This window comes from Pseudomonas sp. P867, assembly GCF_019891455.1.
GTDB lineage: Bacteria > Pseudomonadota > Gammaproteobacteria > Pseudomonadales > Pseudomonadaceae > Aquipseudomonas > Aquipseudomonas synxantha_A.
In genome coordinates this window covers 160,610-176,107 of sequence record NZ_JAFLXB010000008.1, presented here as the reverse complement: position 1 = coordinate 176,107, position 15,498 = coordinate 160,610, and the positions used below count along the sequence as shown (strand labels likewise).

The 15,498-nt window shown below is 60.4% G+C and carries 15 protein-coding genes; 7 read left to right on the top strand and 8 right to left on the bottom strand.

From position 1 onward, the window contains the following. Positions 1–10 precede the first annotated feature (10 nt). Positions 11–1,198: an MFS transporter gene (locus J1G33_RS16735; protein ID WP_223018429.1), complete on the bottom strand. Its 1,188-nt coding sequence runs from the start codon at positions 1,196–1,198 to the stop codon at positions 11–13. A gap of 90 nt (positions 1,199–1,288) precedes the next feature. On the opposite strand from J1G33_RS16735, the gene J1G33_RS16730 reads away from it, so the two are divergent. Further along, positions 1,289–1,828: a TetR/AcrR family transcriptional regulator gene (locus J1G33_RS16730; protein WP_032877039.1), complete on the top strand. Its 540-nt coding sequence runs from the start codon at positions 1,289–1,291 to the stop codon at positions 1,826–1,828. A gap of 146 nt (positions 1,829–1,974) precedes the next feature. Here the strand turns inward: J1G33_RS16730 and J1G33_RS16725 are convergent, their stop codons facing one another. The 4 genes from J1G33_RS16725 to J1G33_RS16710 form a co-directional block, all read right to left on the bottom strand. Further along, on the bottom strand, positions 1,975–2,754 hold the full coding sequence (locus J1G33_RS16725; RefSeq protein ID WP_005786689.1) for an ABC transporter permease: 780 nt from the start codon (positions 2,752–2,754) through the stop codon (positions 1,975–1,977). Further along, the gene (locus tag J1G33_RS16720; protein WP_032877040.1) at positions 2,751–3,683 is read right to left on the bottom strand and encodes an ABC transporter ATP-binding protein; all 933 of its coding nucleotides are present in this window, start codon (positions 3,681–3,683) and stop codon (positions 2,751–2,753) included. Before J1G33_RS16720 ends, J1G33_RS16725 begins: the two co-directional genes overlap by 4 nt. A 135-nt stretch (positions 3,684–3,818) precedes the next feature. Then, positions 3,819–4,436, bottom strand: a complete 618-nt coding sequence (locus tag J1G33_RS16715) for a glutathione S-transferase (protein WP_005786686.1) — start codon at positions 4,434–4,436, stop codon at positions 3,819–3,821. A 56-nt stretch (positions 4,437–4,492) separates the two neighbouring features. Further along, on the bottom strand, positions 4,493–5,152 hold the full coding sequence (locus J1G33_RS16710) for a transglutaminase family protein (protein ID WP_216090979.1): 660 nt from the start codon (positions 5,150–5,152) through the stop codon (positions 4,493–4,495). A 191-nt stretch (positions 5,153–5,343) separates the two neighbouring features. Here J1G33_RS16710 and J1G33_RS16705 point away from each other — a divergent pair, with 191 nt between their 5' ends. Both J1G33_RS16705 and J1G33_RS16700 read left to right on the top strand, forming a co-directional pair. Then, positions 5,344–7,791, top strand: coding sequence for an acyl-CoA dehydrogenase (locus tag J1G33_RS16705; RefSeq protein WP_223018428.1), 2,448 nt, complete (start codon positions 5,344–5,346; stop codon positions 7,789–7,791). A gap of 75 nt (positions 7,792–7,866) precedes the next feature. After that, positions 7,867–8,274, top strand: a complete 408-nt coding sequence (locus J1G33_RS16700; protein ID WP_003190109.1) for a PA2817 family protein — start codon at positions 7,867–7,869, stop codon at positions 8,272–8,274. 60 nt (positions 8,275–8,334) lie between these two features. Here the strand turns inward: J1G33_RS16700 and J1G33_RS16695 are convergent, their stop codons facing one another. Then, positions 8,335–9,309: a LysR family transcriptional regulator gene (locus J1G33_RS16695; protein WP_050549327.1), complete on the bottom strand. Its 975-nt coding sequence runs from the start codon at positions 9,307–9,309 to the stop codon at positions 8,335–8,337. A gap of 89 nt (positions 9,310–9,398) precedes the next feature. Here J1G33_RS16695 and J1G33_RS16690 point away from each other — a divergent pair, with 89 nt between their 5' ends. Continuing rightward, positions 9,399–10,079 carry an alanyl-tRNA editing protein gene (locus J1G33_RS16690; protein WP_223018427.1) on the top strand — a complete coding sequence of 227 codons (681 nt, stop codon included), beginning with the start codon at positions 9,399–9,401 and terminating at the stop codon, positions 10,077–10,079. 65 nt (positions 10,080–10,144) lie between these two features. On the opposite strand, the gene J1G33_RS16685 is transcribed toward J1G33_RS16690, so the two are convergent. Continuing rightward, positions 10,145–11,719 (bottom strand): alkaline phosphatase D family protein, encoded by a 1,575-nt coding sequence (locus J1G33_RS16685; RefSeq protein WP_223018426.1) that lies wholly within the window; start codon positions 11,717–11,719, stop codon positions 10,145–10,147. Then, on the bottom strand, positions 11,716–11,838 hold the full coding sequence (locus J1G33_RS16680; protein ID WP_262416846.1) for a hypothetical protein: 123 nt from the start codon (positions 11,836–11,838) through the stop codon (positions 11,716–11,718). Before J1G33_RS16680 ends, J1G33_RS16685 begins: the two co-directional genes overlap by 4 nt. 190 nt (positions 11,839–12,028) lie before the next feature. Between J1G33_RS16680 and J1G33_RS16675 the strand changes: the two genes are divergently transcribed. Genes J1G33_RS16675 through J1G33_RS16665 form a run of 3 tightly spaced genes read left to right on the top strand, consistent with a single transcriptional unit; the run spans position 12,029 to position 15,474 of the window. Beyond that, positions 12,029–12,436 carry a biopolymer transporter ExbD gene (locus J1G33_RS16675; protein ID WP_005786670.1) on the top strand — a complete coding sequence of 136 codons (408 nt, stop codon included), beginning with the start codon at positions 12,029–12,031 and terminating at the stop codon, positions 12,434–12,436. A gap of 2 nt (positions 12,437–12,438) precedes the next feature. Further along, entirely contained in the window at positions 12,439–13,164 is a 726-nt protein-coding gene (locus J1G33_RS16670) for an energy transducer TonB (protein WP_148852257.1), read from the top strand. A gap of 24 nt (positions 13,165–13,188) precedes the next feature. Further along, a complete protein-coding gene (locus J1G33_RS16665; RefSeq protein ID WP_223018425.1) occupies positions 13,189–15,474 on the top strand; it encodes a TonB-dependent receptor in 2,286 nt (761 codons plus the stop codon). Positions 15,475–15,498: the final 24 nt, after the last annotated feature.

The following is a 15,498-nucleotide window of genomic DNA, read 5'->3' as shown; positions in this document are numbered from 1 at the left end:
TTTGCCATATCTACGCAGCTGCCCGGCCCCGGGCAGAGCCCTGCCACAACTGCCCGCCAAGAGCCCCCAACGCCAACAGAATAAGGACCGCAGCGTAGCCATCGGTGGTGACGACGAGGCCAAACTCCCGGCTCAGATTGCCCGCCACCAACGCCGGTACGCAGAATGCCAGGTAGCTCAGTACATAGAATGCCGACATCAACCCCGCGCGCTCATGGGGCAACGCCAACCCGACGATACTGCGCACGCTGCCCATAAAGCCGCCGCCGAAACCAAAGCCGGCGATCACACTGGCGACAAAGAACAACCACAGGCTGGCCGTCTGTACGGCAACCAGCAACAGCCCCATGCCGACGGCCAGCAGCGCCGCCGACAGGCGCATGACCTTGTCAGCCGCACGGTTGCGCAGGCTGTAGATCATGACCGCGCCACTTAACGTGACCACCGCGACCAGCCCCCCGCCGATCAAATGCGAGGTCGACCCGGTGGCGACCCGCACCAGCGAAGGCGCCAAAGAAGAAAAGAACCCACCCAGCGCCCATACCGCCACATTCAACGGCATCGCCAACCACAAGGCCCGACGCGCTTGCGGTGGCACATGCAGGGTGGGCGCCAGGGACTGCAAGGCCCCCGGTATACGACTGACCGTCTCGGACAACCGCCAGACATACACGGCCTGCAGCACCATCAAACCCAGCAGAGTGAGATAGATCAATTGCGTCGGCCGTGGCGCGTACTCCACCAGCAAACCGCTACCCAGCCCGCCACTGGCCATGCCCAGCATCGGCGCAAGGCTGTTGAGCATCGGGCCGCGCACCCGGTCAGTATCGAGCAGCGTCGCACTCAGCACCGCTGTGGCAGTACCGGTCGCAAAACCCTGTAATGCACGTGCAGCGAGCAGATAGGCCGTACTGTCCGCGTTGATAAACAGCAGCATCGCTACGATATTCAGCAGCAACGCGGCAAAGATCACCGGCTTGCGCCCCAGGTAATCGGAAAGCGAACCCACCGTCAGCAGCGCCGCCAACAGGCTTAGGGCATAGACGCCAAAGATAGCCGTCAGCATCGCGGCCGAAAAATGCAGGTTGTCCTGATACACCTGGTACAACGGCGTCGGCGCGCTGGAGGCGGCGAGAAAGGTCAACACTGCGATCACGAGGAACGTCAGGCTGGACCGCTGGGAATTGACGCTGATCATGGCACACTCCGCTAAAGCTAATATTTTGCTTTTGTGGAGTGTGCTACTCGCTGACGCTTAAAGCAAATTCTTTGTGTTAAGGTTTTAGCCATGGCAATCAAAGAAGGCCTCCGCCCGGGGGGCCGTAGTGCCCGGGTACAAGAATCCGTCCACAGGGCGGTGCGCCAATTGCTGGAAACCCATGAGCGTTCCGGTGTCACCGTGCCAATGATTGCGGCGTGCGCAGGCGTCACGCCGTCGACCATTTACCGGCGCTGGGGCGACCTGTCAGTACTGCTCGCCGACGTCGCCCTGGCACGTATGCGCCCCGATACCGAACCGGCCAACACCGGTAGCCTGCGCGGCGACCTGCAAGCCTGGGCTGAGCAATATCTGGATGAGATGAGTTCGGACGTTGGGCGCAATATGATGCGCGACGTGCAAAGCAGCCCGACGCCGGGGTATTGCGTGAGCATCCTGAGCGGGCAGTTGCAGGTGATGGTTGATCGCTATCCGCTATCAGCGCCACCGAGCGTCGACCGGCTGATCAACCTGCTCGCGGCGCCGACGGTGTTTCGTATTCTGTTTTCGGCCCAGCCTTTGGCGGTTGAAGAACTGCATGCCCTGATAGAGCTGGCCCTGAAAAACTAAAAACCTACACAAACCAAATGTGGGAGGGGACTTGCTCCCGATAGCGATCTCTCAGTCACTGCATGTGTGACTGAACCACTGCTATCGGGAGCAAGTCGAATCGTCGCACCGCCCCTCCAACATTTTTACTGCATTAAGCTCAGTCCTTATGTACGCATCCCGCGCCCACTCACCAGCAGCCGCGCACAACCGATATACAGCACCACGGTCGCCACGATCATAAAGGTGATCGCTACGCTGATCTTGATATCCGACACGCCCAGAATGCCGTAGCGGAAGGCGTTGACCATATGCAGCACCGGGTTGGCCAGCGACACGGTCTGCCAGAACGGCGGCAGCAAGGTAATGGAATAAAACACCCCGCCCAGGTAGGTCAACGGCGTCAGCACGAACGTCGGGATGATCGAAATATCATCGAAGTTGCGCGCGAACACGGCGTTGATAAAGCCCAGCAGCGAGAAAATCGTCGCCGTGAGCACCACCACCAGAATGGTGACCCCAAGGTGATGCACTTGCAGGTGGGTAAAGAACAGTGACAGCAGCGTCACGATCACCCCGACCATCAGGCCACGCAGCACACCGCCCAGCGTATAGCCGATCAGGATGGTGTGCGGTGACACCGGCGAGACCATGAGTTCTTCGATGGAGCGCTGGAACTTGCTGCCGAAGAAACTGGAGACCACGTTGCCGTAGGAGTTGGTGATCACCGACATCATGATCAGGCCCGGCACGATGTACTCCATGTAGGTGAAACCACCCATGTCGCCAATCTGCCGGCCAATCAGGTTACCGAAGATCACAAAGTACAGAACCATGGTGATCGCCGGCGGCAGCAGGGTCTGCGGCCAGATCCGGGTAAAGCGTTTCACTTCGCGATAAACGATGGTTTGCAGCGCGACAAGGTTGGGTTGCAGTTCGGAACTCATACCGCCACCTTCGCCAGATTTTTCTCCACCAGGGACACAAACAACTCCTCAAGGCGATTGGTTTTGTTACGCAGGCTCAACACTTCGATGTTCTGAGTCGCCAGCTGGGTGAACAGCGCGGTGATGCCCATGGCTTTGTCCACCTGCACCTCCAGGGTGTGGCTATCTACCAGGCGGCTTGGGTAACCCAGCAGGTGCGGCGCCACCGACAGATTGTTCTTCAGGTCGAGCAGGAAGGTTTCCACATGCAACTGGCCCAGCAGGTTGCGCATGCTGGTGTTCTCGACAATGGTGCCGTGGTCGATGATGCCGATGTTGCGGCACAACTGCTCAGCCTCTTCCAGGTAATGGGTGGTGAGGATGATGGTGATGCCTTTCTCGTTCAGCTCGGTGAGGAAGGTCCACATCGAGCGACGCAGTTCGATGTCCACGCCTGCAGTGGGTTCGTCGAGGATCAGCAGGCGCGGCTCATGCACCAGCGCACGGGCGATCATCAGGCGCCGCTTCATGCCGCCGGACAACGAGCGCGAAGGCACATCGCGCTTGTCCCACAGGCCCAGTTGGGTCAGGTACTGCTCGGCGCGTTCCTTGGCGATTTTCGCCGGGATGCCGTAATAGCCAGCCTGGGTCACAACAATGTCGAAGGTCTTTTCGAACTGGTTGAAATTGAATTCCTGGGGCACCACACCGATGGAGCGCTTGAGCGCCGCCGGGGACTTGTCCAGGTCGTGGCCGAAGATGTTCACCGTGCCGCTGGTCTTGTTGACCAGGGTGGAGAGAATGCCGATGGTGGTGGATTTGCCGGCGCCGTTGGGGCCGAGCAAGGCGAAGAAATCACCTTCGGCGACGTCCAGATCAATACCACTCAGGGCCTGGAAACCGTTGCCGTAGGTTTTGGTTAGCTGCCGGATGGACAGAGCGGAACTCATATCGGAATACGCACCAAAGAAGGGAATAGAAAGAATAGATGAGGGCACAGCGCAGGTAGTTCAACCGACGATTCAATGCGGGCATGGTGCTTGCCCATGCCGCACAAGTACAGTCACCCGTATTAATAGTGTGTATTAAGTCAACGCGGTCATCACCGCTTTGCGATACGCCGGGCGCTGTTGCAGGCGCTGGTACCAGGCCTCCAGATGGGGCATTGCCGGCCGCTCGATGGGCATCTCGAACCAGGCATAGATGAAGCAACCCAGAGGGATATCACCCATGCCGAACGCCTGACCGGACAGGTAGGGTTGCTCGGCAAGGGCCTGGTCGACGGTTTTGAGCGCGTCGATACAGGCTTGGCGCCCGGCATTGATACTGTCCCAGTTTTGCCTGTCAGCCGGGGTGCGCACGATCCCCCAGAACACCGCCTTGAACGGGTCGGCGAGCGTGGAGGTGGTCCAGTCCATCCACTTTTCGGCATTGGCCCGGGCTTGCAGGTCGCTGGGGTAGAAGTCCGATGCCTGTTTGGCGCACAGGTAGCGCACGATGGTGTTGGATTCCCACAGCACAAAATCGCCATCTTCGATCATCGGCACCCGGCCATTGGGGTTCAGGGCCCGATATTGCGGGGTGTCGACCACACCAAAAGCCCCGCCCGCATCAATTGCCTCATAGTCCAGGCCGAGTTCCTCGGCGCACCACAGTGCTTTCCTGACGTTTGATGAATTTTTACGACCCCAGATTTTCAGCATGACCGCGCCTTATTGTGGATGAACTTGGCTGGATGAAGGCAGCAGCATACGCCGGATCAGCCACGGCTTAAATCGTCCTGCAGATCGCCCAGCAGGGTCGGTGCATTGTCGGCAAACAAGTGCGGGTAACACTGGCGGATATGCGCGAAAAAGAATGCCTCGGGGACGTCAACAAATTGCCCGTGATCCATCACATATTCCATTGAGCGACGGCCCTGGCGATTGAACGCATGGAAGACACTGTCATGCAAGCCATCGAATTCCAGTGGCGGCACATCAAACACGTCGCACAGTTGCTGATTGAACGCCGGAGTCGCTTTGACCCAGCGGCCGTTCAGGTACAACTCGGTATAACCGTGCATGGCGAACACGTCACTTTTGAGCAGGGCAAGCAGGCGCGGTGTGGACAGGTGGTTGCGCACGTCTGCCAGGCCAATGCGCGCGGGGATGCCACAGTGACGGGCGCAGGCGGCCAGCAAGGTGGCCTTGGGCACGCAATAGCTTTCGCCGGCAGCCAGTGCGAAGCTGGCATTCAATGTGTTGGGGTCGCGGCTGAAGGTGTAGGGGTTGTAGCGAATCGCCTCACGTACGGCGTAATAAAGACTGACTGCCTGGTCACTTAAATCCGTGCGGGTTCCGCGATGTTTTTCGGCGAACTCCACCACCGCAGGGTGGTCACTATCGATGAAGCGGCTGGGACTCAAGTACGCATTCATAAGCTTGATCTCCGAAGTGAGCCTGGAGTTTAACGACAGGCCTGCCACAGAGATAACGACGATTACGCCAAATGTCGGCGCCTGCTGATGGGTATCCCCAGTACAACTTGTAACACCCTGATCACCCGGCTTGTTCGGATGCGGACTAAGCTCCCTGGTGGTTTCGCCCCTGGTTTCACGGAGGATTGCATATGCTGTTGTTGTGGATACTGGTGCTGGTGGTCGGCATTGCCTACCTGGCACACCGCCGAACTGCCCCCCTGCCCGCCCTGGGCGTGGTCGCCGTCTACCTGCTGGCGATGGGCGCCTGGAGCCACGCGCCGGGCTGGCTGCTGCTGATCTTCTGGGTGCTCATCGCCGTGGTGGCCGCGCCGTTGCTGCTGCCTGACCTGCGCCGCCAATACTTCACCAAGCCGCTGTTCAGCTGGTTTCAGAAAGTACTGCCACCGATGTCCGAGACCGAACGCGATGCGATCGATGCCGGCACCGTCTGGTGGGACGGCGAACTGTTCAGCGGGCGCCCCGACTGGGATAAATTGCTGGCCTACCCCAAGGTTCAATTGACCGAAGAAGAACAGGCGTTCATCGACGGCCCCACCGAAGAACTCTGCGCCATGGTCAGCGACTGGGAGATCGGTCAAGGCATGGACCTGCCGCCAGCGGCCTGGGAGCACATCAAGACCCACGGTTTCTTCGCCCTGATCATTCCCAAGGAGTATGGCGGCAAGGGCTTCTCTGCCTATGCGCACTCTCAGGTTGCGATGAAGCTTGCGACCCGCAGCGGTGACCTTGCGTCCACCGTGATGGTCCCCAATTCCCTGGGCCCGGCCGAGTTGCTGCTGCACTACGGCACCGAAGAACAACGCAACCACTACCTTCCGCGCTTGGCGCGTGGCGACGACATCCCGTGCTTCGCCCTCACCGGCCCGCTGGCCGGTTCCGATGCAGGCGCCATGCCCGACACCGGGGTGATCTGCAAAGGCGAATGGCAAGGCAAGGAAACCCTCGGCCTGCGTCTGAACTGGGAAAAACGCTACATCACCCTTGGCCCGGTCGCGACCTTGCTCGGCCTGGCGTTCAAGGCTCATGACCCAGACCACCTGCTGGGCGAAGAAGAAGACCTGGGCATCAGCCTCGCGCTGATTCCAACCGATACGCCCGGCGTAGAAATAGGCCGTCGTCACCTGCCCCTCGGCGCTGCCTTCATGAACGGCCCCAACTCCGGCAAGGACGTGTTCATTCCCCTGGAATACCTGATCGGTGGCCAGGAAATGCTCGGCAAAGGCTGGATGATGCTGATGAACTGCCTGTCGGTAGGCCGCTCGATCTCCCTGCCTGCCGTCGGCACCGGCGCCGCCAAGTTCACCAGCCTGGTGACCGGGCAATACGCGCAGGTGCGCGAGCAGTTCAATGTGCCACTGTCAGCCTTCGAAGGTATCCAGGAAGCCTTGGCGCGCATCGGCGGCAATGCCTGGCTGATGGACAGCGCGCGTATGCTCACCGCCAATGCCGTTGACCTGGGGGAGAAGCCCTCGGTGTTGTCGGCGATCCTCAAATATCACCTCACCGAGCGTGGCCGCGAGTGCATCAGCCACGCCATGGATGTGCACGGTGGCAAGGGCATCATCATGGGGCCTAACAACTACCTGGGCCGCAGCTGGCAAGGTGCGCCGATCTTCATCACCGTGGAAGGCGCGAATATTCTCTCGCGCAACCTGATGATCTTCGGCCAGGGTGCAATTCGCTGCCATCCTTTCGTGCTCAAGGAGATGGCCCTGGCCGGTCGCGAAGACCATGACCAGGCGTTGAAAGAGTTCGACGGCCTGCTAATGCAACACATCGGTTTTGCCGTGAGCAACGCCGCCAGCACCCTGGTGCTGAACCTGGGCTTCGGCCATTTCGAAAAAGCCCCCGGCAACCGTTTGAGCCAGGGCTACTTCCGCGCCCTGAACCGCCAGGCGGCTGCATTTGCCCTGCTGGCCGACCTGAGCATGATGCTGCTGGGTGGTGAGCTCAAGCGCCGCGAACGCCTGTCCGCCCGCCTGGGTGATGTACTGAGCCATATGTACCTGGCGTCCGCAGCGCTCAAGCGTTATCACGACCTGGATTCGCCAGACCATCTGGAGCCGCTGTTTGCCTGGGCCATGGAAGAGAGCCTGGGTGAATCGGAACGCGCACTGGATGAACTGCTGAGCAACTTCCCGAACAAGATACTCGGCTGCCTGCTGCGGGTGATCGTATTCCCGTTCGGGCGTCGGCATACCGGGCCCTCCGATGCACTGGATGCCGAAGTGGCGGCGGTAATCGGTCGTGCCAAGGGCGACCCGACCCTGGAAGAACTGCTAGCCGGGTGCTATCGACCGCAAGCGGCGGAAGATCCAGTAGGCGCTCTGCAACATGCCTACGATTTGCTCGGCGCCAGCCATCCGTTGCAGAAAAAACTGCATACCGCGCTTAAAAGCGGGCAGGTCAAACCGACTGCCGGTGAGTCTGCCATCGATGCCGCCTTGCATGCCGGCGTGCTGCAACCAGGTGAAGCGCAAACCCTGCGCGATGCCGAAGCGGCACGGCGCAAGGTGATTGACGTGGATGATTTCAGCAAGGAAGAGCTGATGCAGGCAGAAGGTAAAGTCCGCTGAGTCGAGCGGTCATATAAAAACGGGCGCGAGAGGCTTATACTCTCGCGCCCGTTTTTGCTTTAGAGGCCTTATCTCGTGTCCAACGTCGTTGCCGATCATCTCGTCTTGCTCGACCACTTGCGCAGCATCCTGGTTGCCGTCGGCGAAGCCGAACAGGTACCCGAGGAAAGCCACTCGCTGTTCCTGGAGCGTTTCGACGAACTGCGCGCCCTGTTGCCGATCGATCCGATCGAAAGCCAGTACCTGGGCCAGGACCTGATGAGCCAGGTCATCCTGCGCTACCCGCAAATCGCCCACTTGGTGCCACGCGACCTGCTGTGGTTCTTTGGCGGCGACTGCCTGCACTTCATGCCCGACGAAGAACTGGACCTGTACCAGGCCCTGGAAGAACGTCGCTATGAGGCCGAACAGAACGACGAACCGTTCGACTGGAACCAGGAAAAGCAACTGCTGGCCATGCCCCAGGACCAGAGCAAGCACTGACTTTTCAAGCACTGAGATTCAAATGTGGGAGGGGGCTTGCCCCCGATAGCAGTGGGTCAGTCAATGTAAAGGTGACTGACAGACCGCTATCGGGGGCAAGCCCCCTCCCACATTTAGCTTTGGCTCCTTGGCCATGCACTCCACCAGATAATCGATAAACACCCGCAACTTCGGCGGCAAGTACCGCGTTGGCGAATGCAGCAACCACGCCTCGCCATGGTAAGACGCAATAAAGTCCCACGCTGGCAACACTTGCACCAACTGGCCCGCCGCCAACGCATGCCGCGCCGTGAAATACGGCAAGCTGCCAATCCCCACATGCTGCAATACCGCATCCAACCGCACCCCAGTGTGGTTCGCTGCATAACGCCCGCGTACGCCAACCGTCACCGCCTTGCCGGCCTGGCGAAATTTCCAACGTGAATCGCCGGGCGTTTCCCCCAGGTAGATGCAACTGTGTTCAAGCAAATCGTGGGGATGGCTTGGGGTGCCATGCTCGGCCAGGTACTGCGGCGTCGCGCACAGCAGGTGTTCGATGGGCAATAGCTGGCGCCCGACCAAGCCCGGCGGCGGGCTGTCAGTGATGCGAATGCTCAAGTCGACGTTATCGTCGATCAGGTCCACATGCCGATCTTCAAGGATCAATTGCACATCCACCTTGGGGTAGCGCCGCAGAAATTCCGGCATATGCGGATGCACCACGAACCGCCCCACCGCCTTGGGCACGCTGACCCGTACCAGGCCCTCGGCTTCATCGGTGAACTGGCCGCTGATTTCCATCACCGAGCGGGCCGCGCTGACCATCTCCTGGCAACGCTTGAACACCTCTTCACCGCCCTCGCTCAGGCGCAATTTGCGCGTGGTGCGTTGCAACAAGCGCGTGGCCAGGGCTTGCTCCAGGCGTGAAATGCTGCGGCTCACCGCCGAGGGGGAGACGCTCAGTTGCCGCGCCGCTTCGGAGAAGCTGCCGGTTTCCACGACCTTGACGAAAATCGCCATTTCACCCAACAACGGCAAAGGAAGATTGATGCTCATGACGCACAGGTCCATTGATAATTGAGCGGATTATCACTCATCTGCGCACTATTTATACTGCCCACAGAACCCTGATGCGGATGTAGACCATGACCGAGCGCCTGTTTTTTACCCATGACCACCTGACAGCTGAGCTGGAAGTGCTCAGTTGCACCCCGCACGAAGAGCAATTCGCCGTGATTGCGCAGTCGACGATTTTTCATCCCCAAGGCGGCGGCCAGCCGTTCGACACCGGCTGGCTCGGCGATAGCCAGGTACTGCGGGTCGTGCAGGAAGCCGAACAGGTGGTGCATTACGTCGACCGACCTCTGGAACCTGGACCGGTCGTTGCACGAGTCGACGCACAGCGTCGCGCCTTGCACAGCCGCCTGCATTCGGCGGGCCATTTGATCGGCAACGCCGGCGAACGTCTGGGCTGGATGCCGATCAAGGCCCACCACTGGCCAGGCGAAGGCAAGATCACCTTTATCCGTGGCCAAAGCGCGCAAGACATGGATGCGCAAACGCTCCAGCAATGGGTCAACCAATGGATCGCCGCTGACTATCCACGGCATATGACGCTGGATGAAGGCACCCGCGAAGTCGGCTTCGGTGAATTGCCGGCTTACGCCTGTGGCGGCACTCATGTGCAAGCGTTGAGCGAGCTGGGCCAGGTGACGATCCTGGCGCTATCGGAGAAAAAGGGCGCATTGTCGGTGCGCTATGACATTGAAACTAATGTGGGAGGGGGCTTGCTCCCGATAGCGGGGTGTCAGTCAGCTTACCTGTAACTGATCCACCGCTATCGGGAGCAAGCCCCCTCCCACAGTGGACCGATGCGCCACAGAGAAATAGGCTAGACGGCAATCGCCCCTGCCCTGCCCGGCTCGACCACGAACGACTTCAACGTCGACACCGTCGCCGCCGGGTCACGCGGGTCACTGATCGCCCGAAAATTCGTCAACATGCTATCGGCCGCCAACTCCACCGACACATACCCGCGCTGGCGGCTGTCGAAGAACTTCACATGGGGGTTAAGCGGCATGATCTTCATGAACGCGTCATAGGGCGGGCCGTCGGAGGTCACCGACGAGCCAACGAACTCGGTGGCAACCACCGCCGAGTCCGGATTGTCGGCGTTAGCATGCAGGTCAGTGGCCCAGAACGAATGAATGTCCCCGCCCCAAAACACCGGGTTCTTCACGCGATTGCGCACAATCGACGCCAGCATCCGTGAGCGGTTAGCCATGTAGCCATCCCACCCATCGGTCCAGCGCCCCGGCTTGTGGTTGGTGAGATCGCGCTGGATCAGCGGCGCCACCAGCAAATCCTGGGCGATCACATTCCAATGCGCCTTCGACTGGGCAAAACCCTGGTCCAGCCAGGCTTCTTGTTGCCAGCCGAGCAACGTGCGGGCGGGGTCGCGCAAGTTGCTGCAAGGGGTGGTGACAACATGCCCCTGGTGGCTGCCATTGGCTGCGATGCACGGTTGCTCGGAACGATACTGACGCCCGTCGAGCACATGGAAACGTACAAGCCGGCCGTAGTCCAGACGTCGATAAATACGCATGTCCGCGCCCTTGGGCACGCTACTGGCGCGCAAGGGCATGTGTTCGTAAAACGCCTGGTAAGCCGCCGCCCGTTGCTGGAGAAACTGCGCCACCGCAACCTTGGGATCCTGGGACCAGCGGTTGGCATAGTCATTCTGCACTTCATGATCGTCCCAGGTCGCCACGCTGGGTGCGGCGGCGTGCAGGGCTTGCAGGTCCGGATCGGTCTTGTACAACGCGTAGCGGTTGCGATAGTCGCTCAGGCTTTGCGCATTGCCACTGCCGTGAGAACGAAAAACCTTGCCAGAATCCGCCGCGTAGGAGCTGTCATAGATATAGTCGCCGAGGAAAAACACCAGGTCGGGCTGCTCCGCGGCAAGGTGTCGGTAGGCGCTGAAGTAACCGCGCTCCCAGTGCGAGCACGACACAAACCCCAGCCGGGCCGATGCCATGGCCTGCAGCGGCGGCATCGTGCGGGACTGGCCCACCGGGCTCTGCGCACCGAGCCCTTCAAACTGGTACCAATACGGCCGATCCGCCGCCAGCCCCACCACTTCGACATGCACTGCGTGAGCGAAACGCTGCGTCGCCAGCACCTCCCCCTGCCTCACAATACGCGTCATCGCCGCATCGCTGGCCACCCGCCAACGCACTGGCACTGAGCGACTCAGCCCGCCACGGCCATCCGCGGCGTTGAACAACGGCGCCAGGCGCGTCCATATCACAAAGCCATCCGGCAACGGGTCGCCGGAAGCCACGCCGAGGGTGAACGGATAATCCACCCCGGCACTGCGCGCAAACGGGCTGAGGATCGAAAACGCGGTAGCGACCGCCAGCCCGCCAAGTATCCGGCGCCGGTTGTGGTCTACCCCGCCGCTCACAGACAGCGCTCCCAGTCGTCACGCACGGTGGCAAGGGTAAAAAGCACCTCGGCCTGACGCATTTCAAGCGCTCGTAACAGCAGGCGTGCGGTAGTCAATTGAGGCAATGCTGTGTCCATGGAAGCTGGCTCTCAAGATAAATTTCTCAAGCATGTACGCCCCGAGTGTCAGTTTCATTACGTGCCAAAACTGACCGGTAAGTTTTCTGAAAGACCCGTCCTAGAGCCTTTAAACCGTCAATTAAAGTTAACCATTCGGTCATTTTTGCTTGCTAGCGTGTTGCCCCTAATTCAATAACGGGGTAACGGAATGAGAACCTGGGACGAACCCAAGAAACGCAAGGCGCACATCGAACTGATCCCGATGATCGACGTGATGATGTTCCTGCTGGTGTTTTTCGTACTGGTGAGCCTGAACGTGATTCCCGCGCTCGGCATGAAGACCCAATTGCCCAGCGCCAGCAGCTCGCAGCAGCTCAAACCGCAAAACAAATTCATCCTTACCCTGGGCCTGGAAGGCCAGTTGCAACTGGACGGCAAGGACCTGACGGTGGATGCCCTGGTGCCGGCCTTGAAGGCGGCCGAGAAGCCCGACACCAAGTCGACGATCATCGTCAACAGCGACAAAGGCGTAGAGGTTTCGCGCCTGGTGGAAGTGATGGACACCCTGCGCCTGGGTGGCTTCACCTCCGTGTCCATTGCTACGCGTAAGTCTTGATCATGTACGTTCTGTTTCGTGCGCGTCAGCTGCTGGGCAGTGTCCCGGCCCTGATCGCCCTGGTGCTGATTGCACTGGGTATCCAGTCCCAGACCTTGAAGGTCGAGCCGGTGTATGACGAGTCGGCGGTCGAATTGGCCTTGGTCGAGCCGGAACCGGAAGTCATACCGGAACCGGTGGTGGAACAAGAACCGCCACCGCCGGTAATAGAAGAGGAAGAGGCCGCGCCGGCGCCACCGCCACCGCCCAAGCCGCTGCCTAAACCCGAACCCAAACCCAAGCCAAAACCTGTGCCCAAGCCGGCGCCCGTGGTCGCCAAGCCCGCGCCAACGCCGCCACCGGTGGCCGCCAAGCCAGCCCCGGCCGCCGTCGCCCAAACGGCACCGACGCCCGCCCCACCGGCGCCACCGAAGGTCGATGGCCAGGCCCTGGAAGGCGGTTACCTCAAAGGCTTGCGCAACGAGTTGGACACCTACAAGCAGTACCCCACCGGGCGCCAGGCGTCGCTCGAACGCCCCAGCGGCGAGGTGGTGGTGTGGTTGCTGGTGGACCGCCAGGGCCGTGTGCTCGATTCCGGCTTGCAGACTCAGGCCTCAAGCATGTTGCTCAACCGGGCCGCCACCAACAGCTTGCGTCGCATCAAGCAAGTCAAACCGTTCCCCGAACAAGCCTTCGGGGGCCGCAATGAGCAGCGCTTCACCGCCACCTTCAACTACAGCGTGCAATAAGCACCCGACATCAGGACGACAGTGATGAAGTTCACCCGCATTCATCTGGCACTCGTTGCCGCGACCAGCATGAGCCAGGGACTGGTCATGGCAGAGACCAGCGACAGTGATGTCGGCACCATTGGGGTACAAGGCAAGGCGAGCGCAGGGGGCGGTTACATGGTCCCGGAAGAAAGCATCAAGGGCCGCTCCACGGTGACCAAGGAAGCACTGGACAAGCAGGCAGCAACAGGCAATGCCATCGATAAGCTCAAGTACACCCCAGGCTTGAACATCTCCAGTGAAGACAACACCGGCCTCTCGGGTTTTCGCTTCACCATGCGCGGCATGAACTCCGACCAGGTGGGCATGTCGGTGGACGGCATGCCGATCAACGACTCCGGCAACTACGCGCTGTACTCCAACCTGCTGGGCGACCCGGAAAACATCGACCAGATCTTCGTCACCCAGGGTGCTTCGGAATCCGACGGCCCGCACATTGGTTCCAGCGGCGGCAACATCGGCATCGTGACCATTCGCCCGACCAAGGAAACCGGCGCGTTCGTCAAACAGGTGGTCGGCAGCAACGCCACGCGCAAGACCTTCGCCCGCCTCAATACCGGTGAAATCAACGGTCTTAGCAACTGGCTGTCGGTGTCCCATACCGAAGGGCAGATGTGGCGTGGCTCAGGCGCGGTGCGTGCGGACAAGGTGGAGTGGAACAGCTTCTTCGACGCCGGCAACGGCAACACCGCCAACCTGATCCTCAAGTACCACGAGCAGGACAACAACAGTTACAGCCAGTTGACCAAGGCGCAGTTCCAGCAGAACGGCCGCAAGTACGATCCCTACCCGGCCACGCCGAGCGTGGGCAGCAACGGCAAGTACAACAGCTACTACGCCCTGGCGCAGAACCCGTTCCAGACCTTCACCGCCGTGCTCAACACCCAGTTCAAACTGGCCGACAACCTGGCGCTGTCGGTGATCCCGTATTACTACTGGGGCAACGGCAGCGGCGTCGGCTCGTCCGCCTATGCGCTCAACCGTGGCTCCAACCAGGGTGGCGTGTTCGATCTGGGCAACCTGCCCACCGCCGCCCAGTACAACGCCGATGGCACACCGAACAGCGGCGTGTACTACCGCCCTTCACGCACGCAAACCTGGCGGCCGGGCATCACCACCAAACTGACCTGGGACCTGGGCGACCACAGCCTGCAATTCGGCTACTGGTACGAGCGCGCACGCCAGAGCCAGACCCAGCCGTTCATTCCCCTAAAGAGCAACGGCAAGCCAGTGGATATCTGGCCGGATTCCAACAGCGCCATCGTCGATGCCAACGGCAACCAGGTCCAGGGGCGCGACCGCTTCACCGTGACCCCGGCGCAAAAGGTCTGGGCCCAGGACACCTGGTACATCAACCCGGATTGGACCTTTATCGCCGGCCTGGCCTACATGAACGTCGAGCGTGAAGGCACCAACCATGGCAGCCTTAACGAACGCCCGGAAAAACGTAACCAGACCTACAACAAACTGCTGCCCAACGCCGGCCTGAAATACCAGCTGGACGAGCGTGACCAGTTGTTCTACAGCCTGTCGCGCAACATGCGGGTACCGCAGAACTACGTGCTCTACGACAAAGGCGCCGGCTCGATCGACGCCGAACCGGAAACCAGCTGGAACCATGAACTGGGCTGGCGCTACAGCGGCGACGACATGACCCTGGCCGCCACCCTGTTCTACATGGACTTCAAGAACCGCCAGGTTTCGTCCCGGGACATCAACGGCGACTTTGCCGACATCAACGCGGGCTCCGTGGTCAACAAAGGCCTGGAGCTGGAATGGAGTGGCCAGTTGCCCCACCACTTCAACTACTACACCTCCTACACCTACACCAAGGCCGAGCAGCAGGATGACCTGACCGTCTACAACGCCGGCAAGCCCATCGTGCTGCCCACCAGCGGCAAGCAGTTCGCCAACGTGCCCAAGAACATGCTGGCGGCCAACGTTGGTTACGACGACGGGCGCTTCTACGGCACCTTCGGCGGCAAGTACACCAGCAAGCTCTATGGCGACCTGACCAACGACGAAGCCATTTCCGGACGCACCGTGTTCAACCTTGGCGCCGGTATCTACCTGCCGGTGGACAAGAAAGTCGTCAAGGACGCGACCCTGCGCCTGAACGTCGACAACCTGTTCGACAAGAAGTACCTGGACGGCGTGTACACCACCAAGACCAACGCGGCCAGCTACAGCGGTTTTCGCGATGGCGACCCGGCCTACATCGTTGGCCTGGACCGCACCGTAACGGTTTCGCTGGAAGCGAATTTCTAAGACTGACCCAAGAGGAACACCAGC